The sequence below is a fragment of the Streptomyces sp. NPDC002088 genome (assembly GCF_040296605.1).
Lineage (GTDB): Bacteria > Actinomycetota > Actinomycetes > Streptomycetales > Streptomycetaceae > Streptomyces.
The window spans coordinates 18,955-45,192 of sequence record NZ_JBEOXO010000041.1 but is presented as its reverse complement, the minus strand read 5'-3'; the positions used below and the strand labels follow the sequence as shown (position 1 = coordinate 45,192).

22 protein-coding genes and 3 pseudogenes are annotated in these 26,238 nt (G+C 70.7%); 13 read left to right on the top strand and 12 right to left on the bottom strand.

The features are described from left to right. Positions 1 to 4 precede the first annotated feature (4 nt). On the top strand, positions 5 to 922 hold the full coding sequence (locus ABT114_RS45900; protein WP_351152036.1) for a class I SAM-dependent methyltransferase: 918 nt from the start codon (positions 5 to 7) through the stop codon (positions 920 to 922). Between the two features lie 131 nt (positions 923 to 1,053). Next, positions 1,054 to 1,755: an SDR family oxidoreductase gene (locus ABT114_RS45895; RefSeq protein WP_351152033.1), complete on the top strand. Its 702-nt coding sequence runs from the start codon at positions 1,054 to 1,056 to the stop codon at positions 1,753 to 1,755. A gap of 13 nt (positions 1,756 to 1,768) precedes the next feature. Here the strand turns inward: ABT114_RS45895 and ABT114_RS45890 are convergent. The 4 genes and pseudogenes from ABT114_RS45890 to ABT114_RS45875 all read right to left on the bottom strand — a co-directional run. Next, positions 1,769 to 2,056: pseudogene (locus ABT114_RS45890) on the bottom strand (glycoside hydrolase family 75 protein); the annotation flags it as partial. A gap of 156 nt (positions 2,057 to 2,212) precedes the next feature. Continuing rightward, positions 2,213 to 3,049: an aldo/keto reductase gene (locus ABT114_RS45885; RefSeq protein ID WP_351152030.1), complete on the bottom strand. Its 837-nt coding sequence runs from the start codon at positions 3,047 to 3,049 to the stop codon at positions 2,213 to 2,215. A gap of 108 nt (positions 3,050 to 3,157) precedes the next feature. After that, the gene (locus tag ABT114_RS45880; RefSeq protein ID WP_351152027.1) at positions 3,158 to 4,984 is read right to left on the bottom strand and encodes an AMP-dependent synthetase/ligase; all 1,827 of its coding nucleotides are present in this window, start codon (positions 4,982 to 4,984) and stop codon (positions 3,158 to 3,160) included. A gap of 511 nt (positions 4,985 to 5,495) precedes the next feature. After that, positions 5,496 to 6,359 carry a LysR substrate-binding domain-containing protein gene (locus ABT114_RS45875; protein WP_351152024.1) on the bottom strand — a complete coding sequence of 288 codons (864 nt, stop codon included), beginning with the start codon at positions 6,357 to 6,359 and terminating at the stop codon, positions 5,496 to 5,498. A gap of 202 nt (positions 6,360 to 6,561) precedes the next feature. Between ABT114_RS45875 and ABT114_RS45870 the strand changes: the two genes are divergently transcribed. Beyond that, complete coding sequence (locus ABT114_RS45870) at positions 6,562 to 7,572, top strand: bile acid:sodium symporter family protein (protein WP_351152094.1); 1,011 nt, start codon at positions 6,562 to 6,564, stop codon at positions 7,570 to 7,572. Between the two features lie 64 nt (positions 7,573 to 7,636). Here the strand turns inward: ABT114_RS45870 and ABT114_RS45865 are convergent, their stop codons facing one another. After that, on the bottom strand, positions 7,637 to 8,554 hold the full coding sequence (locus ABT114_RS45865; RefSeq protein ID WP_351152021.1) for a quinone oxidoreductase family protein: 918 nt from the start codon (positions 8,552 to 8,554) through the stop codon (positions 7,637 to 7,639). Positions 8,555 to 8,657: 103 nt separating this feature from the next. On the opposite strand from ABT114_RS45865, the gene ABT114_RS45860 reads away from it, so the two are divergent. Next, complete coding sequence (locus ABT114_RS45860; protein ID WP_351152019.1) at positions 8,658 to 9,113, top strand: MarR family winged helix-turn-helix transcriptional regulator; 456 nt, start codon at positions 8,658 to 8,660, stop codon at positions 9,111 to 9,113. A gap of 6 nt (positions 9,114 to 9,119) precedes the next feature. Then, a pseudogene (locus ABT114_RS45855) lies at positions 9,120 to 9,377 on the top strand (cysteine hydrolase family protein); the annotation flags it as partial. A 116-nt stretch (positions 9,378 to 9,493) separates the two neighbouring features. On the opposite strand, the gene ABT114_RS45850 reads toward ABT114_RS45855, so the two are convergent. Next, entirely contained in the window at positions 9,494 to 10,213 is a 720-nt protein-coding gene (locus tag ABT114_RS45850; protein WP_351152016.1) for an SDR family oxidoreductase, read from the bottom strand. Positions 10,214 to 10,353: 140 nt separating this feature from the next. Here ABT114_RS45850 and ABT114_RS45845 point away from each other — a divergent pair, with 140 nt between their 5' ends. Next, entirely contained in the window at positions 10,354 to 11,193 is an 840-nt protein-coding gene (locus tag ABT114_RS45845; protein WP_351152014.1) for a LysR family transcriptional regulator, read from the top strand. Positions 11,194 to 11,265: 72 nt separating this feature from the next. On the opposite strand, the gene fdhD is transcribed toward ABT114_RS45845, so the two are convergent. From fdhD to ABT114_RS45820, 5 genes are read right to left on the bottom strand one after another with little or no spacing between them, the layout of a single operon-like run. Further along, positions 11,266 to 12,114 carry a formate dehydrogenase accessory sulfurtransferase FdhD gene (gene fdhD, locus ABT114_RS45840; RefSeq protein WP_351152011.1) on the bottom strand — a complete coding sequence of 283 codons (849 nt, stop codon included), beginning with the start codon at positions 12,112 to 12,114 and terminating at the stop codon, positions 11,266 to 11,268. Positions 12,115 to 12,121: 7 nt separating this feature from the next. Further along, positions 12,122 to 12,982, bottom strand: coding sequence for a 2Fe-2S iron-sulfur cluster-binding protein (locus ABT114_RS45835; RefSeq protein ID WP_351152008.1), 861 nt, complete (start codon positions 12,980 to 12,982; stop codon positions 12,122 to 12,124). Beyond that, positions 12,979 to 14,811, bottom strand: coding sequence for an NADH-ubiquinone oxidoreductase-F iron-sulfur binding region domain-containing protein (locus tag ABT114_RS45830; RefSeq protein WP_351152005.1), 1,833 nt, complete (start codon positions 14,809 to 14,811; stop codon positions 12,979 to 12,981). The genes ABT114_RS45835 and ABT114_RS45830 overlap by 4 nt, the downstream gene beginning before the upstream one ends. Positions 14,812 to 14,815: 4 nt before the next feature. After that, the gene (locus ABT114_RS45825) at positions 14,816 to 16,783 is read right to left on the bottom strand and encodes a molybdopterin oxidoreductase family protein (RefSeq protein ID WP_351152002.1); all 1,968 of its coding nucleotides are present in this window, start codon (positions 16,781 to 16,783) and stop codon (positions 14,816 to 14,818) included. Continuing rightward, complete coding sequence (locus ABT114_RS45820) at positions 16,780 to 17,751, bottom strand: 2-dehydropantoate 2-reductase (RefSeq protein WP_351152000.1); 972 nt, start codon at positions 17,749 to 17,751, stop codon at positions 16,780 to 16,782. The genes ABT114_RS45825 and ABT114_RS45820 overlap by 4 nt, the downstream gene beginning before the upstream one ends. Before the next feature lie 215 nt (positions 17,752 to 17,966). Between ABT114_RS45820 and ABT114_RS45815 the strand changes: the two genes are divergently transcribed. The 4 genes from ABT114_RS45815 (at position 17,967) to ABT114_RS45800 (ending at position 21,330) form a co-directional block, all read left to right on the top strand. Continuing rightward, entirely contained in the window at positions 17,967 to 19,301 is a 1,335-nt protein-coding gene (locus tag ABT114_RS45815; protein ID WP_351151997.1) for an OFA family MFS transporter, read from the top strand. Further along, on the top strand, positions 19,267 to 19,404 hold the full coding sequence (locus ABT114_RS45810) for an MFS transporter small subunit (RefSeq protein WP_351151994.1): 138 nt from the start codon (positions 19,267 to 19,269) through the stop codon (positions 19,402 to 19,404). The genes ABT114_RS45815 and ABT114_RS45810 overlap by 35 nt, the downstream gene beginning before the upstream one ends. A gap of 167 nt (positions 19,405 to 19,571) precedes the next feature. Then, on the top strand, positions 19,572 to 20,519 hold the full coding sequence (locus ABT114_RS45805; RefSeq protein ID WP_351151991.1) for a beta-ketoacyl-ACP synthase III: 948 nt from the start codon (positions 19,572 to 19,574) through the stop codon (positions 20,517 to 20,519). Positions 20,520 to 20,652: 133 nt separating this feature from the next. Further along, positions 20,653 to 21,330, top strand: a complete 678-nt coding sequence (locus ABT114_RS45800; protein WP_351151988.1) for a GntR family transcriptional regulator — start codon at positions 20,653 to 20,655, stop codon at positions 21,328 to 21,330. Between the two features lie 59 nt (positions 21,331 to 21,389). On the opposite strand, the pseudogene ABT114_RS45795 reads toward ABT114_RS45800, so the two are convergent. Continuing rightward, positions 21,390 to 22,376 (bottom strand): annotated as a pseudogene (locus tag ABT114_RS45795) (low temperature requirement protein A); the annotation flags it as partial. Here ABT114_RS45795 and ABT114_RS45790 point away from each other — a divergent pair. The 3 genes from ABT114_RS45790 (at position 22,350) to ABT114_RS45780 (ending at position 26,226) form a co-directional block, all read left to right on the top strand. Next, a complete protein-coding gene (locus ABT114_RS45790) occupies positions 22,350 to 23,531 on the top strand; it encodes an ROK family transcriptional regulator (RefSeq protein ID WP_351151986.1) in 1,182 nt (393 codons plus the stop codon). The pseudogene ABT114_RS45795 and the gene ABT114_RS45790 sit on opposite strands and share 27 nt — an antisense overlap. 161 nt (positions 23,532 to 23,692) lie before the next feature. Further along, on the top strand, positions 23,693 to 25,210 hold the full coding sequence (locus ABT114_RS45785) for a sugar ABC transporter ATP-binding protein (protein WP_351151983.1): 1,518 nt from the start codon (positions 23,693 to 23,695) through the stop codon (positions 25,208 to 25,210). After that, positions 25,207 to 26,226 carry an ABC transporter permease gene (locus tag ABT114_RS45780; protein ID WP_351151980.1) on the top strand — a complete coding sequence of 340 codons (1,020 nt, stop codon included), beginning with the start codon at positions 25,207 to 25,209 and terminating at the stop codon, positions 26,224 to 26,226. Before ABT114_RS45785 ends, ABT114_RS45780 begins: the two co-directional genes overlap by 4 nt. The last annotated feature ends 12 nt before the right edge of the window (positions 26,227 to 26,238 follow it).

Here is a 26,238-nt window from a genome sequence, read left to right as displayed (position 1 = left end):
TCTCATGGCGCATCATCACCACCACGGCCACGGCCACGGCCACGGCCAGGGCCACGACCACGCCGGCGGCGACCGCGACACCGACATCGACTGGGCCGAGATGGCCACGCATCTGGAAACGCAGGCGGAGCTGTTCACGCCCCTGTACGCGCAGGTTCTTTCCTGGCTCGGAAAGGAGGTGACCGAGCCCGGCCTGATCGTCGACGCCGGCAGCGGGCCCGGGGTCATCTCGTGTCAGTTCGCCGAGACGTTCCCGGGCGCACGGGTGATGGCCGTGGACGGCTCCGAACCGCTGCTGGAGCGGGCGCGAGCGCGCGCGGCCGGCCTGGGTCTCGTGGACCGCTTCGGTACGTTGGCCGGTGAACTCCCCACCGTTCTCGCGGACTTGGAGTACCCGGTCGACCTGCTGTGGGCGGCCCGCAGCCTGCACCACCTCGGCGAACAGCGCACCGCCCTCGCCGCCTTCGCCGCCCGGCTGGCACCCGGCGGGACGCTGGCGCTGATGGAGGGCGGCCTGCCCGCGCGGTTCCTGCCCCGTGACATCGGCATCGGGCGGCCCGGGCTGCAGGCGCGGCTCGACGTGATGGAGGCGGAGTGGTTCGAGCGGATGCGCGCCGACCTTCCGGGCTCCGTCGCCGAGACCGAGGACTGGCCCGCCCTGCTGACCGCCGCCGGTCTGAAGCACACCGGCACGCGCACCTTCCTGCTGGACCTGCCCGCACCCGCGTCCGAGCCGGCCCGTGCCTACGTCGCCGCGTACCTGTCCCGAGTGCGCGAAGCCGGCGCCGACGGCCTCGACGCCGAGGACCACGCCACCCTCGACCGCCTCCTCGACCCGGACGACGAAGCGAGCGTCCACCAGCGGCCGGACGTGTTCGTGCTGGCGGCGCATACGGTATACACGGCCGTGCGGACCGCGTAGACCGCGTAGACCCGTCCCTGGCGACCGGCACAGGCATCACGGCGAGCGAGTGCCCGCGGTGGCGGCGCTTGACTTCGAGAGCACTCCAAGTGATGGACTCCCTCCGTTCGTTCGAAACGCAGGGGGCAATCATGAGTGACTCTCCGGTCGCGCTCATCACCGGTGGCGGCAGCGGTATCGGTGCCGCGGTCGCGCGGCGGCTGCTGGACGCCGGGCAGCGGGTGGCCGTCACCGGCCGTGGGGAGCGGCGGTTGAGGGAGTTCGCCGAGGAGCTCGGCAATCCCGATGGTCTTCTGACGCTCGTCGGGGACGCGGCCGATTATGACCAGATCCGGTCGGCAGTCGACGCCACGCTCAAGGCATACGGTCGACTGGATACAGTCGTCGCCAACGCGGGCGTAGCCACCCACGACTCGGTCGCGGACGGCGACCCCGTTGGGTGGACCGAGATGGTCCTCACCAACGTGCTGGGGCCCGCCCTGCTGATCAGGGCCTCCATCGACGCGCTGAAGGAGACCCGCGGCCGGATCGTGCTGATCGGCAGCGTCGCCGGCTTCGTGCCCACCCCGGGCAACATCTACGGGGCCACCAAGTGGGCGGTGACCGGCCTCGCGGAGAACACCCGCCGCCAGGTCACGGAGTTCGGCGTCGGCGTGACCCTGGTCGCGCCCGGCCGGGTGGAGACCCCGTTCTGGGACGGCAACGGCAGCCTGCCGCCGGGCCGGCTGCTCACCGCCGACCAGATCGCCGACTCGGTCGTCTGGGCCGTCCGGCAGCCGGATGGAGTCGACGTCAACACCGTCGTCGTACGACCGCTCGGACAGCCGAACTGACCCACCAGCCAGGTCAGTTGTCGCCGATGAACTCCCGGGCCGGCCGGTCGCCCAGGTCCACCGCCGCGCTGTGGCTCTCGATGGGGGAGGCCTGGAAGTTCGTGAAGAGGATGTACGTCACGCCGGAGTCCGTGCCGCCCGTCGCCGGGTCCGGATCGATACCGAGGGCCTGGGCGGTGGCGTACGAGGCCTCGCCGATGATCTTCGTGGGGCCGGTGTCGCCGACGACCGCGTACTCGACCTTGTTGCCGTGGATTACCGCGACCACACCGCCGCCCTTGATGCCGGCGCCGGCGTAGTTCCGCCCGTCCGCGGTTCCCCCGGCCCGCCGGCACACGCGCACCGGTAGACGCGCGTCGGCACACGCGCACCGGCACACGCGCACCGGCACACGTACGCCGACACACGTGCGCCCCGGGCCCGTACGGGCCCGGGGCGCACGCCCCCTACGGCCGGGTCAGCCCATGTCGAACGTCGCCGGGTCGGGACCGAGCCGCCGGTCCTCGTTCAGCGCGCTGATCGCCGCGAGGTCCTCGGCGTCCAGGCTGAAGTCGAACACGTCGATGTTCTCCTTGATCCGGGACGGCGTCACGGACTTGGGGATCACGATGTTGCCGAGCTGGAGGTGCCAGCGCAGCACGACCTGGGCCGGCGTGCGGTTGTGCTTCTGGCCGATGGCCACGATCGCCGGGACCTCCAGCAGGCCCTTGCCCGAGCCGAGCGGCGACCAGGCCTCGGTGGCGATGCCCTGCTGCGCGTGGAGCTCACGGGCCGCGTGCTGCTGGAGGTGCGGGTGCAGCTCGATCTGGTTGACCGCGGGGATGACCGAGGTCTCGGAGATCAGCCGCTCCAGGTGCTCCGGCAGGAAGTTGGAGACGCCGATGGCGCGGACGCGGCCGTCCGAGTAGAGCTTCTCGAACGCCTTGTAGGTGTCGACGTACTTGTCCCGGGACGGCAGCGGCCAGTGGATGAGGTACAGGTCGAGGTAGTCCAGGCCCAGCTTCTCGAGGGACGTGTCGAACGCGCGCAGTGTCGCGTCGTAACCCTGGTCGCTGTTCCAGAGCTTGGTGGTGACGAAGACGTCCTCGCGGGGGATGCCGGCGGTGGCGATGGCCTTGCCGGTGCCCTCTTCGTTGCCGTAGATCGCCGCTGTGTCGATGCTGCGGTACCCGGCCTCCAACGCGGTGGCGACGGCCCGCTCCGCCTCGTCGTCCGGCACCTGCCAGACGCCGAAACCCAGCTGGGGCATCTCGACGCCGTTGTTGAGGATGATCGGGGGGACCTTGCTGCTCACGAGCTCTTGATCCTTCGGTTGTCCGTCAAGTGGTACTCCCATCGTCAACGATCACGGGCCGTGATGCATTCCTGAAGCGGGAATCCGCCCGAATGCCCAGGGCGCGGGTCAGGCGTGGTAGAGCGCCTCGACCTCGCCCGCGTAGGCGTTCTCGATCGCCTTGCGCTTCAGTTTCAGCGACGGGGTGAGCAGGCCGTGCTCCTCGGTGAACGGCTGGGCCAGGATGCGGAAGGTGCGGATCGACTCGGCCTGCGAGACGAGGGTGTTGGCAGCGACCACCGCGCGCCGCACCTCGGCCTCCAGGTCCGCGTCGCGCACCAGTTCGGCCGGTGACATCCGGGGTTTGCTGCGCATCTGGAGCCAATGCTCGACGGCCTCTTGATCGAGGGTGACCAGGGCCGCGATGTACGGGCGGTCGTTGCCGACGACGATGCACTGGTTGACCAGGGGATGGTCCCGGACGCGTTCCTCGAGCACCCCGGGTGAGACGCTCTTGCCGCCGGAGGTGACCAGGATCTCCTTCTTACGGCCGGTGATGGTGAGGTAACCGTCCTCGTCCAGGGAGCCCAGGTCGCCGGTGGCGAGCCAGCCGTCGTGCAGGGTCTCGTCGGTGGCCTTCGGGTTGTTGAGATAGCCCTGGAAGACGTTGCCGCCGTGCAGCCAGATCTCGCCGTCGTCCGCGATGTGTACGGTCACGCCCGGGATGGCCTGGCCGACGGTGCCGTAGCGGGTGTGCTCGGGCGGGTTGGCGGTCGCGGCGGCGGTCGACTCGGTGAGGCCGTAGCCCTCGTAGATCTGCACCCCGGCGCCCGCGAAGAACAGGCCGAGGCGCCGGTCCATCGCGGAGCCGCCCGACATCGCGTTGCGGATGCGGCCGCCCATCGCGGCGCGCACCTTGGAGTACACGAGCTTGTCGAACAGCTGGTGCTGCATGCGCAGAGCCGCCGAAGGGCCGGGCCCGATGCCCCACGCCTTGGCCTCCACCGCGTCCGCGTACTTCACGGCGATGTCGACGGCCTTCTCGAACGGGCCGGCCTTGCCGTCCTTCTCCGCCTTGCGGCGGGCCGCATTGAACACCTTTTCGAAGATGTACGGCACGGCGAGGATGAAGGTCGGTCTGAAGGCGGCCAGGTCGGGCATCAGGGCGGCGGCGTGGAGCTGCGGCTGGTGGCCGAAGCGGACCCGGCCGCGGATCGCGGCGACCTCCACCATCCGGCCGAAGACGTGCGCGAGCGGCAGGAACAGCAGTGTCGCCGCCTCGTCGCCCTTCTTGGAGTGGAACACCGGTTCCCAGCGGTCGATGACGGTGTCCGCCTCGAACATGAAGTTGCCGTGCGTGATGACGCAGCCCTTGGGACGGCCGGTCGTGCCCGAGGTGTAGATGATCGTCGCGATGGAGTCCGGGGTGACCGCCTGGCGGTGTCTGTGCACCACCTCGTCGTCGAGATGGGCGCCGGCGTCGTACAGCTCCTGCACGCAGCCGGCGTCGAGCTGCCACAGCTGGCGCAGCTGCGGCAGCCGGTCGATGACGGTGGCGATCGTCATCGCGTGGTCCTCGTGCTCCACGATCGCCGCGGCCACCTCGGCGTCGTACAGCATCCAGAAGCACTGCTCGGCCGAGGAGGTCGGGTAGACCGGCACCACCTGGGCGCCGATGGTCCACAGCGCGAAGTCGAACAGCGTCCACTCGTAGCGGGTGCGGGACATGATCGCGACGCGGTCGCCGAACCGGATGCCCCGGGCCAGCAGGCCCTTGGCGAGGGCGAGCACCTCGTCGCGGAACTCGGCGGAGGTCACGTCCCGCCACTGCTCCAGTTCGTCCTTGCGGCCGAGCGCGATGTGCAGCGGGTCCTCCTCGGCATACCGGAAGACGACGTCGGCCAGGCCGCCCACCGGCGGTGCCAACGCCGACGGAGGGTTGGTGAACTCGCGCAAACCCCGCTCCCCGCTCCTTGTGGCGCTCCGCACAGCGCCGTGAAAGCTACCCCACCGGGCGACGGGGCGGGAGGGGGTGCGAAGTCATGCAGTGCTCATGTCAGCCCTGGTCAGTGGAGGAAAATGGGCTCACATGGGGAAGGGTCGGACAGAAAACTGACGGTTGAGTAAGTTTCGAGACCGTAATCTCCACCGAATCTGTACGACTTTGTACGACTCGATGGTCGAGCCCGTTCCGTTCCGACGACGGGGTCAGCCGCGAGGTGTCGTCGTCTCCTCTGCCAGCGTCGGTGCGGCGGATTTCGTCACTCCGGTCTGTTCCGCCGCGGGCGTGCGCACCAGCAGTAGCACCACTGCCCCGGCCGCCATGCCCGTCCTCTGCCTGACCCGGCACCGCAGCCCGGCCCTGTCGGTCCTCACGTACGTGCTGCCCTCGCGTCAGGGCCTGTCGATCCGGTTCGACGGTTCGACGGTTCGGCGGTCCGGCATACCTGCGGACCGTGATCCGCGCCTACCGCCGGTGCAACCGGTCCCCGCCGCCGAGGATCGCCCCCGCCAGTGCGTCCGCCGCACCCTGGGCCGACGGCTGCCGCCGCCCGTGCATCAGGACGAAGTCGACCCGCCCCAGCTCCGGCAGCCCCGCCCGCTCCGGCAGCCGCACCAGACCCGGCGGGATCAGGCCCTTTGAGTGGGCCATCACGCCGAGCCCCGCCCGGGCCGCCGCGACCAGCCCGTTGAGGCTGCCGCTGGTGCACGCGATCCGCCACTCCCGCCCCTGCCGCTCCAGCGACTCCAGGGCGAGCGCCCGGCTGATCCCCGGCGGCGGGTACACGATCAGCGGCACCGGACGGTCGGGGTCCAGGCGCAGCCGCTCCGCGCCGATCCACACCAGCTCGTCGTGCCACACCAGCTCGCCGCGCGGGTCCTCGGGGCGCCGCTTGGCCAGCACCAGATCGAGCTTCCCGGCCGTCAGCTGCTCGTGCAGCGTGCCCGACAGCTCCACGGTCAGTTCCAGGTCGACCTCGGGATGGTCGTGGCGGAAGCGCTCCAGGATCTCCGGCAGCCGGGTCAGCACGAAGTCCTCCGACGCGCCGAAGCGCAGCCGGCCCCGCAGCCGCGTGCCGGCGAAGAACGCCGTCGCCTGCTCGTGCACCCCCAGGATCCGGCGGGCGAAGCCCAGCATCGCCTCGCCGTCCTCCGTCAGCTCCACGGAGTGGGTGTCCCGGGTGAACAGGGTCCGGCCGGCGGCGTCCTCGAGTCGCCGCACGTGCTGGCTGACGGTCGACTGGCGCAGCCCGAGCCGCCGGGCGGCCTGCGTGAAACTCAGGGTCTGCGCCACCGCGAGGAAAGTACGCAGATGGGAGGGGTCGTACACACCCACCACCGTACCTGGCTATCGGGAAACACGATGACAGTCAGAGCGGTATGACGGATTCCCGATCACGGGTCGTAAGAGGACGATGGAGAGGGGACCCCTTGAGCCGGTCCAGCCCGAGACGAGCAAGCCCGGGACGCGAGCAAACCCGTAACACGCGAGCAAGTGGAGCACCGTGAAACGCCTGCAATGGCCGAGTTGGATGCCGATCGATCCGTACATCCTGCTGCTGCTCGGGACGGTGGGCCTCGCCGCGCTCCTCCCGGCGCGCGGATCGGGCGCCGATGTCGCCTCCGGCGCCTCCACGGCCGCGATCGCCTTCCTCTTCTTCCTCTACGGCGCCCGCCTGTCCACCCGTGAGGCGCTCGACGGACTGCGGCACTGGCGGCTCCACGGCACCGTCCTGGCCTGTACCTTCGTGATCTTCCCGGTGCTGGGCCTGGCCGCCCGGGGACTCGTCCCGGTGTTCCTGACGCACCCCCTCTACCAGGGCCTGCTCTTCCTCACCCTCGTCCCCTCCACCATCCAGTCGTCGATCGCCTTCACCTCGATCGCCCGGGGCAACGTGCCCGCCGCGATCTGCGCCGGCTCCTTCTCCTCCCTCGCGGGCATCGTCATCACCCCGCTCCTGGCGGCCGCGCTGCTCGGCAGCAGCGGCGGCGGCTTCTCCGCCGACTCCCTCGTCAAGATCGTGCTCCAGCTGCTCGTGCCGTTCGTCGCCGGACAGGTGCTGCGGCCCTGGGTCGGCGGCTTCGTCGCCCGGCACAAGAAGCTTCTCGGCTACGTCGACCGCGGCTCCATACTCCTTGTGGTCTACACCGCGTTCAGCGAGGGCATGGTCCAGGGCATCTGGCACCAGGTCAGCCCGGCCCGGCTCGGCGGACTGCTCGTCGTCGAGGCCGTCCTGCTCGCGGTGATGCTCGCCCTGACCTGGTACGGCGCGAAGGCCCTGCGCTTCGACCGCGAGGACCGTATCGCCATCCAGTTCGCCGGTTCGAAGAAGTCCCTCGCATCCGGACTGCCCATGGCGAGCGTCCTGTTCGGCGCGCACGCCTCACTGGCCGTACTGCCGCTGATGCTCTTCCACCAGATGCAGCTCATGGTGTGCGCGGTGATCGCCAAGCGCCGGGCGCGCGACGCGGAACCGGTCACCGCGACCGCGCCGGCCGCACCGTCACGAACCGCGGTCGGTACCGGGACACGTTCCCGTTGACGCTCGCCGACCCGCCCTCGTCGCCGCCACTCTGGAGCATCCGGCGCCCCACGAGAAGCGTGCGTCAGGGGATCAGGACGACCTTGCCGAGATTGCTCCGCGATTCGATCACCGCATGCGCCTCAGCCGCGTCCTCCAGTGCGAACTCCCCGTGCACGGCGGGCCGCAGGACCCGTTCCGTGAACAGCTGCCACAGCTCCTGACGCCACCGCTCGTACAACTCCGGCCTCTCGCGGGCGATCCGCGCCAGCTGGAAACCGGTCACGGACTTGGCGCCCACGAGGAGGTCGTACGCCTGGATCGTCCCGCCGCCCGAGCTGTACGCCACCAGTCGCCCGCCGGGCGCGAGTGCGGACACCGCCGGGGTGAGCAGCTCACCGCCCACGGCGTCCAGGGCGTAGTCCACGGGCTCGCCCCAGCTGTCGTCGTCGTAGCCGACGACCTCGTCCGCGCCTAGGGAGCGTATGAAGTCCGCCTTGGCTGCGTCGGAGACGGCGCCCACGACCCGGGCCGCGCCGCGCAGCCGCGCGAGCTGGACCGCCAGATGTCCGACTCCGCTCGCCGCGGCCGTGACGAGCGCCGCCTCGCCGGGTTCGGGCCGTGCGGCCGTCAGGGCGCCCAGGGCGACCAGGCCGCTGCGTACGAGCGCGACCGCGTCGACGGCCGAGGCGCCGTCGGGGACGGGGGAGGCCATGGCCTCGCGCAGGAGCGCGAAGTCGGCGTAGCCGTGCCCGAAGCAGAGTCCCGTCACCCTCGCGCCGGCCCGGAATCGGGTGGCGCCCGCGCCGACGGCCACCACCTCCCCGGCGATCTCGCCCCCGAGCGGGATCGGCTCGGTGGCCTCGGTGACCTTGCGCACGACGGGAAGGGTGACGCCCACGGCCGCGCAGCGCACGAGGAGTTCACCGGGGCCGGGCTCGGGGACGGGGACCCGCTCCAGGAAGAGGGGGCCGCCGGTGGACTCGTACCGGACGCGGCGCATCCGACCTCCAGATACCGTGGGGAAGCCCAACGAATTCATTGGGAGTCCCAACGGTATCCCCGTATCATTGGGAAGTCCAATGAATTCTCGCTAGGCTGCATTCATGTCCGAAGCACCGCTCCCCGAGATCCGCTCCCTCCCCAGCTGGCTCCTCGGCCGTGCGGCCGCCCGCGGCCGGGCCCTGGTCGCTGAGGCGCTGGCGGCGGAGGGCATGAGGATGTGGCACCACGTGGTGCTCTCCGCTGTCCGGGACCTCGCCCCCGTCGCCCAGGCCGACGTCGGCCGCAGTGTCGGACTCGACCCCAAGGACCTGGTCGGCGTCCTCAACGACCTGCAGGCGGCGGACCTCGTCGTCCGTGAGCCGGATCCGAAGGACCGCCGCAAGAACGCGGTGTCGCTCACGCCCGAGGGCGAGCGGCTGCTGCGGCGCTGCGAGGACGCGGCGCGGACGGCGAACGAGGCGCTTCTCGCCCCGCTCTCTGCAGCCGAACGCGAACGGTTCATGGCCTTGTTGATCCGGATATCCGGTGTGGCGGCGCGTCCGGATGGCGCGGGCTGACCTGTCATGGCCGCACCCCTGGAGCTGGATCCCGCGCGCACCGCCCTCGTGCTCGCCGGCCTGATGGGCTGCACCGTCGTTCTTCCCTTGGTATCTCGGTAGGGCGCCGAGGTCCGCGCTGCGGCAGAGGAGTTGGCGGTCGGCTTCCGCTCGGACGCCCTCCGCTCGGCCGGCGCGCTCGTCGTCCTGATCCGCGTCGAGCAGCCCGGTGTCGCCGAGCAGCCGCCCGGCAGTCGCCCGGCGGCGGGTCGGCAGCTGCCCGGCGGCGGGTCGGCGGGCGGACTGCTGCTCCGGGACGGCGACGTCGGTGACGCCGGACCTCCCGCGACCAGGGCCGGTGGTGCGCCCGGCCGAGGTGCGCCTCATCTCCGCCTGAGCCGTCAGATCAGCACCCCACCACCGTCCACGACCACCACCGACCCGGTGGTGTAGCCGCCGCGCATCAGATACACGTACGCCTCCGCTACGTCCGCGGGTTCGCCCACCCGACCGACGGGCAGCGACCCGGCCGAGGACGCGTACAGCCCCTCCCGCTCCCGCTCCGGCAGGTCCCGCCACAGCTCGGTGCGGACCACGCCGGGCGAGACCGCGTTGACGCGGAGCGGGGCGAGCTCCAGGGCCAGTGCACGGGTCAGCGACTCCATCGCCCCGCACAGGCTCGCCGCGACACTCGTGCCCGGCATGGGACGGCGCCCGGCGGTTCCCGTGGTCAGCACGACGGAGCCGCCCTTCCGGATCGACGGTGCCCCGTACTTGACCGCCGAGTACGCGCCCCACAGCCGGGTGTCCAGGAAGCGCCGGGCCCGCGCCAGGTCCTGGGCCGCGAGGCCTTCCAGCAGCAGCGACTCGCCGGCAGTGTAGACGAGGTGGTCGAGGCCGCCGAGGCGCCCGAAGAAGGTGCGCACCGCGTCCTCGTCGGTGGCGTCCAGCACGTACCCCTCAGCGCCCTCCGGCAGCCGCTGAAGTGCCGCGTCCACGCTCTCCTGCCGGCGCGAGGCGACCACCACGTCCGCGCCCTCCCGCGCGGCCGCCTCGGCGACCGCGAACCCGATGCCCGCCGTGCCGCCGATGACGACGACGCGTTCTCCCCGCAGACCCATGACCTGCTCCTTTCCGTGTCTGCCCGGTGTCATCCCGATGTCGTCCAGCCTGCGCTCGCGCCCGCCCCGCCGTCCAAGACCTCTTCCGGCCGGGGCGATACCCTGAAGGCATCGCCACCGGTACGACGGAAGGAGCGGCCATGGACCTCGACCTGCGGAAGGTCCGCTACTTCGTCGCCGTCGCAGACCTGCTGCACTTCGGACGGGCGGCCGAGCTGCTGCACATCGCCCAGCCGGTGCTGAGCCGTCAGATCCGGGCTCTGGAGAAGGACCTGGACGCCGAGCTCTTCGTACGCGACAGCCACGGCGTGACGTTGACACCGGCCGGACGCCAACTCCTGGACGACGCCCGGCACCTCCTCGCCGGAGCGGATGCCACACGCCGGCGTGTGCACCGGGCCGCGCGGGGTCCGGGGCGCTTCGTCGTCGGGTTCCGCGCCGGGGTGGTCGTCACCCGGGCCCTGCGGGACTTCGGCGCCGCCCACCCGGACGTCGACGTCCACGCCCGCCGCGTCGAGTGGGACGACCAGGAGGCGCTGATCCTGGACGGCACCGTCGACGTCGCCTACGTACGGCGCCCGGTCCGGGAGCGGGGACTGAGGCTGTTGCCGCTGTTCAGCGAGGCGCGCGTGGCGATGCTGCCCGAGGACCACAGGCTCGCGGGCAAGCAGGAGCTGTCCCTCGCCGACCTGGTGGACGAGCCGCGGCTGAGCTACGTCCACCCCGGCCCCGACGACGTGCCGATCCGCACGATCGAGGAGAAGTTCGAGCGCGTGGCGAGCGGAGCCGGCATCACGCTCGTGCCGGAGTCGGTCGCCCTGCAGTACTCACGCCCGGACATCACCTACGTGCCGGTGCCGGACGCGGAGCGGGACGAGGTGTTGTTGGCCTGGGAGTCGAACCGACGGTCCCCGCTGATCGCCGGGTTCGTGACCGTGGCCCAGACACTGGCTCAGGCCCGGGCCGGCGCAGCCGACTGAGGCGGGGCCCCTGCGGCGCAGGGGGCGCTCCCCGCCGGCCGGGGCCCCGCCGCCGTGTCGCGGGGAGCCGGGTCAGCCCTGGGCGGCCGCGGCCCGCAGGGCGACGCGGTCCTCGCCCGCGTACACGTTCATGGAACTGCCCCGCAGGAAGCCCACCAGGGTCAGACCGGTCTCCGCGGCCAGGTCCACCGCCAGCGACGACGGCGCCGAGACCGCCGCCAGCACCGGGATGCCCGCCATGACCGCCTTCTGCACCAGCTCGAAGGAGGCCCGGCCCGAGACCAGCAGGATCACGCGGGACAGCGGTAGGTCCCCGTTCTGCAGGGCGCGGCCCACCAGCTTGTCGACCGCGTTGTGCCGGCCGACGTCCTCCCGTATGTCGAGCAGCTCGCCGTCCTCGGTGAACAGGGCCGCCGCGTGCAGACCCCCGGTCCGGTCGAACACCCGTTGGGCCGCACGCAGCCGGTCGGGGAGGCTCGCGAGCAGACCGGGGTCCACCCGGACCGGGGGAGTGTCGGCGATGGGGAAACGGGCCGTCGTACGCACCGCGTCCAGGCTTGCCTTGCCGCACAGGCCGCACGACGAGGTCGTGTAGACGTTCCGCTCCAGCGTGATGTCGGGCATCGTCACGCCCGGGGCGGTCCGTACGTCCACCACGTTGTACGTGTTCGAGCCGTCGACGGTCGCGCCCGCACAGTAGACAATATTCTGCAGATCGGATGCGGCAGCCAGTACGCCTTCGCTCACCAGGAATCCCGCGGCCAGCGCGAAGTCGTCGCCCGGGGTGCGCATGGTGATGGCGAGGGGTTTTCCGTTGAGCCTGATCTCCAGTGGTTCCTCGGCGACGAGAGTGTCCGGACGGCTGGAGACCACCCCGTCCCGAATACGGATCACCTTGCGTCGTTCCGTGACTCGTCCCATGTCCTGATCAGCCCCGGTTCTGTACGTGCTGGTAGCCGAAACGGCCCTTGATGCAGAGATTGCCGTGGGTCACCGGGTTGTCGTGCGGCGAGGTGACCTTGACGATCTCATTGTCCTGCACGTGCAGAGTGAGGTTGCAGCCCACTCCGCAGTACGCGCACACCGTGGTCGTCTCGGTCTGCGCCGACTCGTCCCACGTACCCGCCGCACGCATGTCGAACTCCGACTTGAAGGACAGGGCTCCTGTCGGGCACACCTCGATGCAGTTGCCGCAGTACACACACGCCGAGTCGGTGAGCGGCGCGTCGTGCTCGACCGCGATCCTGGCGTCGAAGCCGCGCCCGGCGACGGAGATCGCGAAGGTGTTCTGCCACTGGTCGCCACAGGCGTCCACGCACTTGTAGCAGAGGATGCACTTGTCGTAGTCGCGCACGTACAGATCGTTGTCGACCTTCGGCTCCTCGTTCAGCCGGGCCGCGTCCGGGCCGAAGCGGTCCGGCTTCGCCTCGTACTCCTTGATCCACTCGGCAACCCTCGGGGTCGTCGAGAGGTCGACCGACGAGGCGAGCAGCTCCAGGACGATCTTGCGGCTGTGCCGGGCGCGTTCGGTGTCGGTACGCACCTCCATGCCCGGTTCCGCCTTGCGGGAGCAGGCGGGCACGAGGGTGCGGGAGCCCTCCACCTCGACGACACAGACACGGCAGGCGTTCTTCGGGGCGAGGGTGTCGCCCTGGCAGAGGGTCGGCACGTCCTTCCCGGCCGCCCGGCAGGCGTCCAGGACGGTCGAGCCCTCGGGCGCCCGCACTGGCTCCCCGTCGATCGTGAACTCCAGCAGACGGCGGGGAATCCCCAGCGGTGTCACGGTCATTCGTACGCCCCCAGACGGTCGATGGCGGATTCCACGGCGTTCCACGCGGTCTGCCCGAGACCGCAGATCGAGGCGTCCCGCATCGCCCGCCCGACCTCGCGCAGCAGGGCGATGTCGTCGGCGGCAGCGGCGCCGGTGCGTTCCGCGATCCGGTGCAGCGCCTCCTCCTGCCGCACCGTCCCCACCCGGCACGGCACGCACTGCCCGCACGACTCGTCGCGGAAGAACTCGGCGATGCGCAGGAGGAGCCGGGGGAGCGGGACCGTGTCGTCGAAGGCCATCACGACCCCCGAGCCGAGCGTCGTGCCGGCCTCCCGGGTGCCTTCGAAGGTGAGCGGAATGTCCAGTTCGTCGGGTCGTACGAAGCCGCCGGCCGCGCCACCGAGCAGTACCGCCCGCACACCTTCGCGGACACCCGCGAGCGTGAGCAGCTCGCCGAGCGTGGCGCCGAACGGCAGCTCGTAGATGCCGGGCCGGTCCACGCTGCCCGACACGCAGAACAGCTTCGGCCCGGTGGACCGCCCGGTCCCGATCGCCGCGTACGCCGGCGCTCCCATCGTCAGGATCGGCAGGACGTTGACCAGCGTTTCGACGTTGTTCTCCACCGTCGGCTTGCCGAACAGGCCCTTCTCCACGGGGAACGGCGGCTTCGACCGTGGCTCGCCCCGGTACCCCTCGATGGAGTTGAACAGGGCGGTCTCCTCGCCGCAGATGTACGCGCCCGCGCCCCGCCGGATCTCGATGTCGAAGGCGTAGCCCTGGCCGAGGATGTCGTCGCCGAGCAGGCCGCGTGCGCGTGCACGGTCGACGGCATATTGCATACGGTGTATCGCCCGCGGGTACTCGCCGCGCAGATACAGATAGCCCTGGTGGGCGCCGACCGCATACGCCGCGATCGTCATCGCCTCCACAAGCGCGTACGGGTCACCCTCCATGATCACGCGATCCTTGAAGGTGCCCGGCTCGGACTCGTCCGCGTTGCACACCAGGTAGTGCGGGTGGTCGGGCTGGGACGCCGTGGCCTGCCACTTGCGGCCGGTGGGGAAGGCGGCGCCGCCACGCCCGACCAGACCGGAGTCGGTGACCTCGCGGATGACTCCGGCGGGGCCGAGCTCGAAGGCCCGGCGCAGTGCCGTGTAGCCGCCGTGGGCGCGGTAGTCGTCGAGACTGGAGGGGGCCACCCTGCCGACGCGGCTTAGCAGGGTCAACGAAGCATCCCCGGCCTGAGGGACCGCCAGTGCCGCCGACGGCTCCTCGGGCGCCGAGTCGGGCGTGCTCGCCGCGCGTACCGCCGCCTCCACGGTCGCCGGCGCGGACACGGCCGTACGCACGGGATCCCCGGCCCTGATCGCGAGCGCCGCCGGAGCCCGCTCGCACAGGCCCAGGCAGGGACTCCGCTCGACACTCACACCGCTGCCGAGACCCAGCCGGGCTTCGATGCCCGCGCACAACCCGGGTGCCCCGGCGGCGGCGCACGCGAGGTCCGTGCACACATGGAGCACGGTCGCGGGCCGGGGCTTGACCGAGAACATGGCGTAGAAGGTGGCGACGCCGTACGCCTCCGCCGGCGGCACGGTCAGCCGCCGGCACAGGTAGTCGAGGGCGCCCTCGCTGATCCAGCCGACCCGGTCGTTGATCGCGTGCAGCCCCGGCAACAGCAGGTCGCGGCGGTCCCGGGCCTCGCGGCCGCCGCGCGCCCACCTCAGGTCGGCGGCCCTCATCTCATCGCGGGCCGCCCCCTCCCAGGAGGACTCAGGAGGGCCGAGCAGGGCGTCGACGGCCGCCCGTTCCTCGTCCGTGGGTTTGCTGTCGCCGAAGTGCAGGTCCACTCCATCACCTCACGTAGGTCGCTACCGGAAGCTTCTCGATCCGGATCGCCGACGCCTTGAACTCCGCCGTCCCCGCGATCGGGCAGTTCGCCTCGATCGTCAGCTGGTTGGTGTCCACCTCGTCGGGAAAGTGCATGGTCATGAAGGCCAGTCCGGGGCGCAGGGCGGTGTCGATCCACACCGGCGCGACGACCGAGCCGCGCCGCGAGGACACCTGAACCTCCTCGCCGACCACCACCCCGTAGCGCTCGGCGTCCTCCGGGCACAGCTCGACGTACTCGCCGCGCCGCAGCGGGGACGCGTAACCCCCGCTCTGCACACCGGTGTTGTACGAGTCGAGCCGCCGCCCGGTCGTCAGCCGGATCGGGTACTCCTCGTCCGTGAGGTCGACGGGCGGGTCGTGCTGCACCAGCCCGAAGGGCGCGCGTACGCCGCGTCGAGCCGGGTCCGGCTCCCACAACCGGCCGTGCAGATAGGTCGGTTCGATCCCGTCGGTGCTCGGGCACGGCCACTGGATGCCCTGGTGCTCCTCCAGGCGTTCGTACGTCATCCCGTAGTGGTCCGGCGACACCGACCTGAGCTCGTTCCAGACGGCCTCGGAGTCCGCGTACTTCCAGTCGTGGCCGAACCGTCCCGCCAGGTCGCAGATGATGTCGATGTCCTCGCGCGCCTCACCGGGCGGGGTCACGGCCCGACGCACACGCTGAACCCGCCGTTCGCTGTTGGTCGTTGTGCCTTCGGTCTCCGCCCACCCCGCAGTCGCGGGCAGCACGACGTCCGCCAGCTCGGCCGTCTTCGTGAGGAAGATGTCCTGCACGACGAGGAAGTCGAGGGCCGACAGCCGACGTACGGCCTGTTCGCTGTCCGCCTCCGACTGGGCCGGGTTCTCGCCGATGCAGTAGACGGCCCTGAGTGTGCCCTCCTCCATCGCCTCGAACATCTCCGTCAGGGTCAGCCCGTAGTGCGGCTGGATGACGGTGTCCCAGGCCGACTCGAACTTCAGCCGGGCATCCGGGTCGAGGATGTCCTGGAAGCCGGGCAGGCGGTTGGGGATCGCCCCCATGTCGCCGCCGCCCTGCACGTTGTTCTGGCCGCGCAGGGGCTGCAGGCCCGAGCCGTAGCGCCCCACGTGCCCGGTCAGCAGCGACAGGTTGATCAGCGCGCGGACGTTGTCCGTGCCGTTGTGGTGCTCGGTGATGCCGAGGGTCCAGCACAGCTGGGCGCGCTCGGCGCGGGCGTAGGCGTGCGCCAACTCCCGTATGGCGCGGGCCGGTACGCCGGTCACCTTCTCGGCGAGCGACAGCGTCCACGGCTCGACCAGCGCCTTGTACTCCTCGAAGCCGGAGGTCGCCCGCTCGATGAACGCCTCGTTGGCCAGGCCCGCCTGGATGATCTCGCGGCCGATCGCGTGCGCCATCGGGATGTCGGTGCCGACGTTGAGACCGAGCCAGCTCTCGGCCCACTCGGCGGTACTCGTCCGCCGTGGATCGACCGCGTACATCCGGGCGCCGTTCCTGATCCCCTTCAGCACGTGCTGGAAGAAGATCGGGTGCGCGAAGCGGGCGTTGGAGCCCCACATCACGACGACGTCCGTGTGCTCGATCTCCTCGTACGACGAAGTCCCGCCGCCGGAGCCGAAAGCGGCCGACAGGCCCGCGACGCTCGGGGCGTGACAGGTCCGGTTGCAGGAGTCGACGTTGTTGGTGCCCATGACGACCCGTGCGAACTTCTGTGCCACGTAGTTCATTTCGTTGGTCGCGCGGGCGCAGGAGAACATGCCGAACGCGCCGCGCGCCGCTGCCAGACCCCGGGCGGCGCGGTCCAGCGCCTCCTCCCACGTGGCTTGTCGGAAGGGCTCGTCGCGGGAGTCCCTGACGAGCGGGTGCGTGAGCCGCGTGTAGGTCTTGGAGGCTCGGTCGCGCTTCCTCGTCCGGCGTTCCTCGGGCTTCGGTTTGCGTTCCTCAGGGTTCATGCGGCGCTCCTCAGCGCGAGCAGGTCCGAGATGGCGTGGACGGTGCGCAGCGTGGGCACCGCCACGCCGGTGATCTCCGCCAACTCGACGACGGCGGCGAGCAGTACGTCGAGTTCCAGCGGCTTGCCGCGTTCCAGGTCCTGGAGCGTGGAGGTGCGGTGGTCGCCGACGCGCTCCGCGCCCGCGAGGCGGCGTTCGATGGAGACGCCGACCTCACAGCCGAGGGCCTCGGCGACCGTGAGCGTCTCGCGCATCATGGTCTCGATGACCTTGCGGGTGCCGCCGTGCAGGCACATCTGCCGCATGGTCGCGCGGGCGAGCGCGCTGATCGGGTTGAAGGAGATGTTGCCGAGCAGCTTGAGCCAGATGTCGTTGCGCAGGTCCGGCTCGACGGGGCACTTCAGCCCGCCGGCCTGCATGGCCTCGCTGAGCGCCAGACAGCGTGGCGAGACGCTGCGGTCGGGCTCACCGATGGAGAACCGGGTGCCTTCCAAGTGCCTTACGACACCCGGGGCTTCGAGCTCGGTCGCCGCGTAGACGACACAGCCGACGGCCCGTTCGGGCGCGAGCACCGCACTGACCGCGCCGGCCGGGTCCACGCTCTCGACGCGGTGACCGTCGTAGGGGCCGCCGTGTCGGTGGAAGTACCACCAGGGGATTCCGTTCTGGGCGGCCACGACCGCCGTGGTGTCGTGCAGGAGAGGCTCGATCAGCGGCCCGCACGCCGCGTACGAGTTGGCCTTCAGGCCCAGGAAGACGTAGTCGACCGGGCCGACCTCGGCCGGGTCGGCGGTGGCGTGGGCGCGGGCGACGAAGTCGCCGCGCGGACTGAGTACCTGCACGCCGTGCCGCCTCATGGCCGCCAGATGCGGTCCACGGGCGATGAGGTGCACGTCGGCGCCCGCGTGGTGGAGTGCGGCACCGACGTAGGCGCCGATCGCACCGGCGCCGAGGACTGCGACTTTCACTTCGGAACGCTCCGTTCGGTCGAGGGAGTACCGCGGAGGTGGGGGACGGGTGTCGACGATGGCGAAGCCTGTCAACGAAATATTGTCTACAGTATGGAGGATGCCCCAGCAAGGGTTTGTACCGTGACCGTTCGGCGCTCTCTGGATACCGCTCACCGCATACGGTCGACGTGGCTCCTTCTCAACACCCCCGTCCCTCCCTACCGTCCGGGATCATGAGTCCCCCCGTCGCGCCTGCGGGCTGGAGCCGCTGGCTGGTTCCGCCCGCCGCGCTCTCCGTCCATCTCTCCATCGGCCAGGCCTACGCCTGGAGCGTGTTCAAGCCGCCGCTTGAATCAGCGCTCGGTCTCAGCGGCACGCAGAGCGCGTTGCCCTTCCAGCTCGGCATCGTGATGCTCGGTCTGTCGGCCGCGTTCGGCGGCACCCTGGTGGAACGCAAGGGGCCGCGCTGGGCGATGACCGTGGCCCTGGTCTGCTTCTCGTCCGGCTTCCTGATCTCCGCCCTCGGTGCGGCGAGCGAGCAGTACTGGCTCATCGTCCTCGGCTACGGCTTCGTCGGCGGGATCGGCCTCGGTATCGGCTACATCTCGCCCGTCTCCACCCTCATCAAATGGTTCCCGGACAGGCCCGGCATGGCGACCGGCATCGCGATCATGGGCTTCGGCGGCGGCGCGCTCATTGCCTCGCCGTGGTCGGCGCAGATGCTGGAGTCGTTCGGCGCCGACAGTTCGGGGATCGCGCTCGCGTTTCTCGTACACGGGCTGTCGTATGCGGTATTCATGCTGCTCGGTGTGCTGCTGGTCCGGGTGCCGCGCGGTGAGAAGCCCGTCAAGTCGGCGCCCAGCGTGGTCGAGGGCGTGCAGGTGTCGGCGCGCAGCGCGGTGCGCACCCCACAGTTCTGGTGCCTGTGGGTCGTGCTCTGCATGAACGTCACCGCCGGCATCGGCATCCTGGAGAAGGCCGCCCCGATGATCACGGACTTCTTCGCCGACACCTCCACCCCGGTGTCCGTGACGGCGGCCGCCGGCTTCGTCGCCCTGCTGTCGGCAGCCAACATGGCCGGACGCATCGGCTGGTCCTCGACCTCCGACCTGATCGGGCGCAAGAACATCTACCGCGTCTACCTCGGCGTCGGCGCCCTGATGTACGCGCTGATCGCGCTGCTCGGCGACTCGTCGAAGCCGTTGTTCATCCTGTGCGCGCTGGTGATCCTCTCCTTCTACGGCGGCGGCTTCGCGACGATCCCCGCCTACCTGAAGGACCTGTTCGGCACCTACCAGGTCGGTGCCATCCACGGCCGGCTGCTCACCGCCTGGTCCACGGCAGGCGTCCTCGGACCGCTGATCGTGAACTGGATCGCCGACCGCCAGGAGGAGGCCGGCAAGCACGGCTCGGCCCTGTACGGACTGTCGTTCGTCATCATGATCGGGCTGCTCGTGATCGGCTTCGTCGCCAACGAACTCGTCCGGCCCGTCCATGCCCGTCACCACATCCCCGCACCGAGAAAGGCCGCCGATGTCGGACAACGACAGCAGCCAAAGTCCGCCTGACCGGCGGGGGCTGATCGCCTTCGCCTGGCTGTGGGTGGGTGCACCCCTCGCCTACGGGCTGTACGAACTCGTACAGAAGGCCACGCAGCTGTTCACCGGCTGACGCCCCGAACCGCAGGGGAGGGATTCCAGGTGTTCGGGCGTCCGACGGTCTGACGGAAGCCGACAAGCCTGGCGCACGATTCCTGTGGCTTCACCTGTCCTCGTACCCGTGAGTCACTGATCAGACTGGTTGGTCCCGCTACTCACGGCAACGAGGGGGACCCTCCCATGCACGGCTCGCGTATCGCCGCCGTCGGCCACTACCAGCCCGCCAGGGTGCTCACCAACGAGGAACTGGCGGGCATGGTCGACACCAGTGACGAGTGGATCCGGTCCCGGGTGGGCATCCGGACCCGGCACATCGCAGGCCCCGACGAGCCGGTCGACGAGTTGGCCGCGCACGCCGCCGCCAAGGCGCTCGCGGCGGCCGGCCTGGCGCCCGGCGACATCGACCTGGTCCTCGTCGCCACGTCGACGGCCGTCGACCGCTCCCCGAACATGGCCGCCCGCGTCGCCGCCCGGCTGGGCATTCCCTCGCCTGCCGCGATGGACGTCAACGTGGTGTGCGCCGGCTTCACCCACGCCCTCGCCACCGCCGACCACACCGTCCGAGCGGGCGCCGCGACCCGCGCCCTCGTCATCGGGGCCGACAAGATGTCCGAGGTGACCGACTGGACGGACCGGACGACCTGCGTGCTCGTCGGCGACGGTGCGGGGGCCGCCGTGGTCGAGGCGTGCGGAGCGGGCGAGGAGCCGGGGATCGCGCCCGTGCTGTGGGGGTCGGTGCCCGAGATGGGACACGCCGTGCGCATCGAGGGGCAGCCCGCGCGGTTCGCGCAGGAGGGCCAGAGCGTCTACCGGTGGGCGACCACCCAGCTGCCGCCGCTCGCCCGCCGGGCCTGCGAGCGGGCCGGACTCGCCCCGGAGGACCTCGCAGCCGTCGTCCTGCACCAGGCGAACCTGCGTATCATCGAGCCTCTCGCCGGGAAGCTCGGCGCGGTCAACGCCGTCGTGGCCCGTGACGTGTCCGAGTCCGGCAACACCTCGGCGGCCAGCATCCCGCTCGCCTTCTCCAAGCTGGTGGAACGGGGCGAGATCAGCACGGGAGACCCGGTGCTGCTCTTCGGCTTCGGCGGGAACCTGTCCTACGCGGGGCAGGTCGTGCGGTGTCCGTGAGCCGTCACCCGTGAGTGTGATGACGCCGACTCTCCGTTCCCCTGGCCACTGTGCGCCGTAGACTGTAGACGAAAACCAATCCATACTGGCGCTCCGGCTGCTGTGCAACGGCCCGCCGAGGAGGGGGACCGCGATGTTGTCGACAGGACTGCCGCAGGGGGCGGTGCCCAAGCTCGAGCGGCCCGGGCCGCTGCGCGACCGTGTCTACGAGGCGCTGCTCGAACTCATCACCACGCGTGCCCTGCAGCCCGGCCAGCATCTGGTCGAGAGCGAACTCGCCGGGCACCTCGGTGTCTCCCGGCAGCCGGTGCGCGAGGCGCTGCAGCGGCTCAACACCGAGGGGTGGGTCGATCTGCGGCCCGCGCAGGGCGCGTTCGTGCATGAGCCGACGGAGGAGGAGGCCGACCAACTCCTCACCGTACGCACGCTGTTGGAGGCCGAGGCCGCCAGGCTGGCCGCGGCGAACGCCAACAGCGACGGCATCGCGGCCCTGGACGAGCTGCTGGCGCAGGGGCTCACGGCCGTCGCCGCCGACGACGTGGACGCCGCCGTCACCCTCAACGCCCGCTTCCATGCGAAGATCATGGAGTTGGCGGGCAACGCGGTCCTCGCCGAACTCGCGGCCCAGGTCGACCGCCGGGTGCGCTGGTACTACACGCCCGTCGCCCGCCAGCGCGGGGCGCAGTCGTGGATCGAGCACCGGGACCTGATCGCCGCGATCGCGGACCGGAACGAGCAGGAGGCCACCGAGCTCATGCGCGAACACACGGAGCACACCCGGCGCTCGTACCACGCCCGCGCCAAGTCCTGAAACTCGGCCGAGCGCACACCCCAGCGTGCCTCGGCCGCCGGCATCCCCACCAACGCGGCCACCGGAGCCAGGAGTTCGGTGGCCGCGGACAGGTGGATGCCGAACGGTGCGGTGGTCAGGGCCACGGGTGTCGCGGTCGCTCGGAAGCGGACGGGGTAGAGGCGTAGGACCGCGCGGAACGCCACGTCGCCGGCGAGGAAGAGTGCCACGCCGCCCGCGAGGGCCAACGCGGGGCCGGTGTGCAGATGCTCGGTGAGATGGCCGAGCGTCTTCTTCGCGCCCGCGGCCAGGTAGGCGATGCCGAGCAGCATCGGCAGGAAGGCGTAGTGGTACGCGTTCATCGCCAGCCGGAAACGGGCCGGCGCCGGCGTCCGCCGGAACGCCGCCTCGGCCGGCTCCTCGTCGCGTACGAAGTACGTCCACCACAGCGCGATCACGAGGGCCAGGGAGAGGAACGCGCCGCCGAACAGGCCCGCCGTGAGCGGCAGATCGCCGATTCCGATGCCGATCGCGATGACGGACTCGCCGAACGCGACGATCAGCAGCAGCCCGTGCCGCTCCACGAAGTGAGCCGGATCCAGGCTGCCCAGCTGCACCCGCATGGTGACGGCCGACCAGGTCGAATCCCAGCCGTGGCTGCGGGTGCAGAGCGCGGCGTGCACGACGACGACCGCCAGGAAGCCGAGGCCGAAGACCACACCCGTGTCGTCGAAGACGCGCGGGATGGCCAGCGCGCACACCAGGAAGGCGCTCATGCCCAGCATCAGCAGGAGACGGCGTGAGGGACGGTCCGGCGGGACCTGGTTCGTCAGGTACGCGTAGACGCCCAGGCCCCAGGCCCGGCCCCCAGGCCCCAGCCCCCGGCCCCCGGGCGCGCGGTTCTTCTTTGTCCTGTGAGTGGAGAAAGTAGGTGCCAATTCGCGCACAGCTTCTTCCCAGGTTCGGCGCCCGCTGCTACGTTCCCTTCGAAAGCCCGAACACAGGTGGCCGGTTGAGGCGGTGAGGGGCTCGTGAGACGCATGACGGAACGACCCGCGAACGCCCATCAGGCCCGGCTGCTCAAGCTGTTGCGCGACGGGGGTCCCAACTCCCGTGCACAGCTCGGTGATCAGGTCGACCTCTCGCGGTCCAAACTGGCCGTGGAGGTGGACCGGCTGCTGGAGACGGGCCTGGTCGTGGCCGACGGACTCGCCGCCTCGCGCGGCGGCCGCCGCTCTCACAACATCCGGCTCGCCCCGGGCCTGCGTTTCCTCGGCGTCGACATCGGCGCGACCTCGGTCGACGTCGCCGTCACCAACGCCGAGCTGGAGATCCTCGGACACCTCAACCAGCCCATGGACGTACGCGAAGGGCCGGTCGCGGTCTTCGAACAAGTCCTGTCCATGGCTGCGAAGTTGAAGGCCTCGGGACTCGCGGAGGGTTTCGACGGCGCCGGCATCGGTGTCCCGGGACCGGTCCGCTTCCCCGAGGGCGTACCGGTGGCTCCGCCGATCATGCCGGGCTGGGACGGCTTCCCCGTACGGGAGGCGCTCAGCCAGGAACTCGGCTGCCCGGTCATGGTCGACAACGACGTGAACCTGATGGCGATGGGGGAGATGCACGCGGGCGTCGCGCGCTCCGTGGGCGACTTCCTCTGCGTCAAGATCGGCACCGGAATCGGCTGCGGCATCGTCGTCGGCGGTGACGTCCACCGTGGGGTGACGGGCAGCGCGGGCGACATCGGGCACATCCAGGCCGTGCCCGACGGGCGTCCGTGCGCCTGCGGCAACCGGGGCTGCCTGGAGGCTCACTTCAGCGGGGCTGCCCTCGCCCGGGACGCCCTGGAGGCGGCCCAGCAGGGGCTGTCGGAGGAGCTCGCGAGCCGGCTGGAGGCGAACGGCGGCCTGAGTGCAGTCGACGTCGCCGGCGCGGCCGCCGCGGGCGACGCCACCTCCCTCGACCTGATCCGCGAGGGCGGCAACCGCACCGGCCAGGTCATCGCCGCACTGGTCTCCTTCTTCAACCCGGGCCTGGTGGTGATCGGCGGCGGGGTGACCGGCCTCGGCCACACCCTGCTCGCCGCGATCCGCACCCAGGTCTACCGACAGTCGCTGCCCCTCGCTACGGGCAACCTGCCCATCGTGCTCGGGGAGTTGGGCCCGACCGCCGGGGTCATCGGCGCGGCTCGGCTCATCAGCGACCACCTGTTCTCGCCCGCGTAAGCACCGACTTCATACGACTCTCAGTCGACTGTATGCGATATACGGCATATCGCCGACCGTAGGTGGCTCACCAGTACCGCTTCCTGCTCCGCCCTGCCCTGAACACGCCTGCCCGAAAGGCGCCCTGAAACCGGCCCGCATGCCCGCCAAGGGGAAACCGCATGGCACCAGAACCATCGCTGCTCAGTATGTCCGGCATTACCAAGTCGTTCCCCGGAGTCCGGGCCCTCGACGGCGTCGACCTCGACGTCCAGGCCGGCGAAGTGCACTGCCTGCTCGGCCAGAACGGGGCCGGGAAGTCCACCCTCATCAAGGTCCTGTCCGGCGCCCACCAGCCCGACACCGGAACGATCCGCTGGCGTGGCGAGCCGGTCACGCTCCGCTCGCCCATCGCCGCCATGCGCCTCGGCATCGCCACCATCTACCAGGAACTCGACCTGGTGGAGCACCTGTCGGTGGCCGAGAATGTCCACCTCGGCCACGAACCCACGGCTGCCGGATTCGTCGTACGGGGAAAGGCGGCCCGAAGGTCAACCACACTGCTGTTGAAGCGCCTTGGGCATCCTGAGATCGATCCCGCCCGGCTGGTGGGGGAGTTGTCGGCGGCCCAGCAGCAGATCGTGTCCATGGCTCGGGCGCTCTCCCATGATGTACGGCTCATCGTGATGGACGAGCCGTCCGCCGCCCTCGATCCGGACGAGGTCGACAACCTCTTTCGCATCGTCGGCGATCTGACGGCCGACGGGGTCGCCGTCGTCTACATCTCCCACCGTCTGGAGGAGATCCGCCGGATCGGCGACCGGGTCACCGTCCTCAAGGACGGGCGGGCGGTGGCCGGAGGACTGCCCGCGAAGGCGACGCCGACCCGCGAGGTGGTCGCGCTGATGACGGGGCGCAACGTCGAGTACGTCTTCCCGGAGCGGCCCGCGTCGGTGCCGAGCGCAACGCCGGTGCTGGAGGTCCAGGGGCTGGCGCGGGAGGGGGAGTTCGCGCCCTTCGATCTGGAGGTCCGCCCCGGCGAGATCGTCGGTCTCGCCGGACTCGTCGGATCGGGGCGCTCCGAGATCCTGGAGACGATCTACGGGGCCCGGAAGCCCACCGCCGGGCAAGTCCGCATCGAAGGGCGGGCGTTGCGGCCCGGAAGCGTGCGCGCGGCCGTCCGTGCCGGGCTCGGGCTCGCGCCCGAGGAACGCAAGGCGCAGGCCCTGCTGATGCTGGAGTCCGTCACCCGCAACGTCTCCGTGTCCTCTCTGTCCCGCTTCTCCCGCGCGGGTTGGATCGACCGGGGTGCCGAGCAGGGGGCGGCGCGGGCCGCGACGCGCGAGCTGTCGCTGCGGCCCGACAACCCGTCCGTGCCCGTTCGCACCCTCTCCGGCGGCAACCAGCAGAAAGCCGTCCTGGCGCGCTGGCTGCTGCGCGGCTGCCGTGTGCTGCTGCTGGACGAGCCGACCCGCGGCGTCGACGTCGGCGCACGCAGTGAACTGTATGCAGTCGTCCGTCGACTGGCGAACGAAGGCCTCGCCGTGCTGCTGGTCTCCAGCGAGGTGCCCGAAGTGCTCGGGCTCGCCGACCGTGTGCTGGTGCTCCGCGAGGGCCGCGTCGTCCACACGGCGCCCGCCCGGGAGCTCGACGAACACCGCGTACTCGACCTGGTCATGGAAGGAAGCCCGGCGTCATGACGCAGCCAGTCTCCCCGCCCCGGGGCAGCACCGACAAACTGCCCCTGGTCGGCCAACTCCCCGCGTGGCGGGGCCTCGTGGCCCGCACCGACGTCCGCACCCTCTCCCTCCTCGGCGTCCTCGCCGCGCTGATCCTCATCGGCGGCATCACCAAGCCGGACGAGTTCCTCGACACCCGCAACCTCCAACTCGTCCTCACCCAGGCCTCGGTGATCGGCGTCGTCACGGTCGGCATGACCTTCGTCATCACCTCCGGCGGCATCGACCTGTCGGTCGGCGCGATCGTCGCCCTCGCCTCCGTGTGGGCGACGACGGTGGCCACCCAGGAGTACGGCTTCGCGGGCATCCTCTTCACGGCGGTGATCGTCGGCGTCGGATGCGGCCTGGTCAACGGTCTGCTCGTCGCGTACGGCGGGATGGTCCCGTTCATCGCCACGCTGGCCATGCTGGCCTCCGCCCGGGGGCTGGCGCTGCAGATCACGGACGGCAGGACCCAGATCGTCACCATCGGCAGCATCCTCGACCTCGGCGAGCGTGACTCCTACGTGCTGGGTGTGCCGCCGCTCGTCATGGTCTTCGCGGTCGTGACGATCATCGGCTGGCTGGTGCTCAACCGGACGACCTTCGGGCGCCGCACGGTCGCCGTCGGCGGCAACGCGGAGGCGGCCCGGCTCGCCGGCATCGACGTCCGCCGCCAGCGGCTCTATCTCTACCTGCTGTCGGGGCTGTGCTGCGGCATCGCCGCGTTCCTGCTGATCATCCTGTCCGGCTCGGGCCAGAACACCAACGGCAACCTCTACGAACTCGACGCCATCGCGGCCGCGATCATCGGCGGCACGCTGCTCAGCGGGGGCCGCGGCACCATCACCGGCTCCGTGCTCGGCGTCCTGATCTTCACCACGATCACCGACATCTTCGCCCTGAACAACCTGCAGAGCGACGTCCAGCAGATCGCCAAGGGCGCGATCATCGTCGCCGCCGTGCTGGTCCAGCGCCGTACCGCGAGCACGAACTGAGGAAAGGGTTCA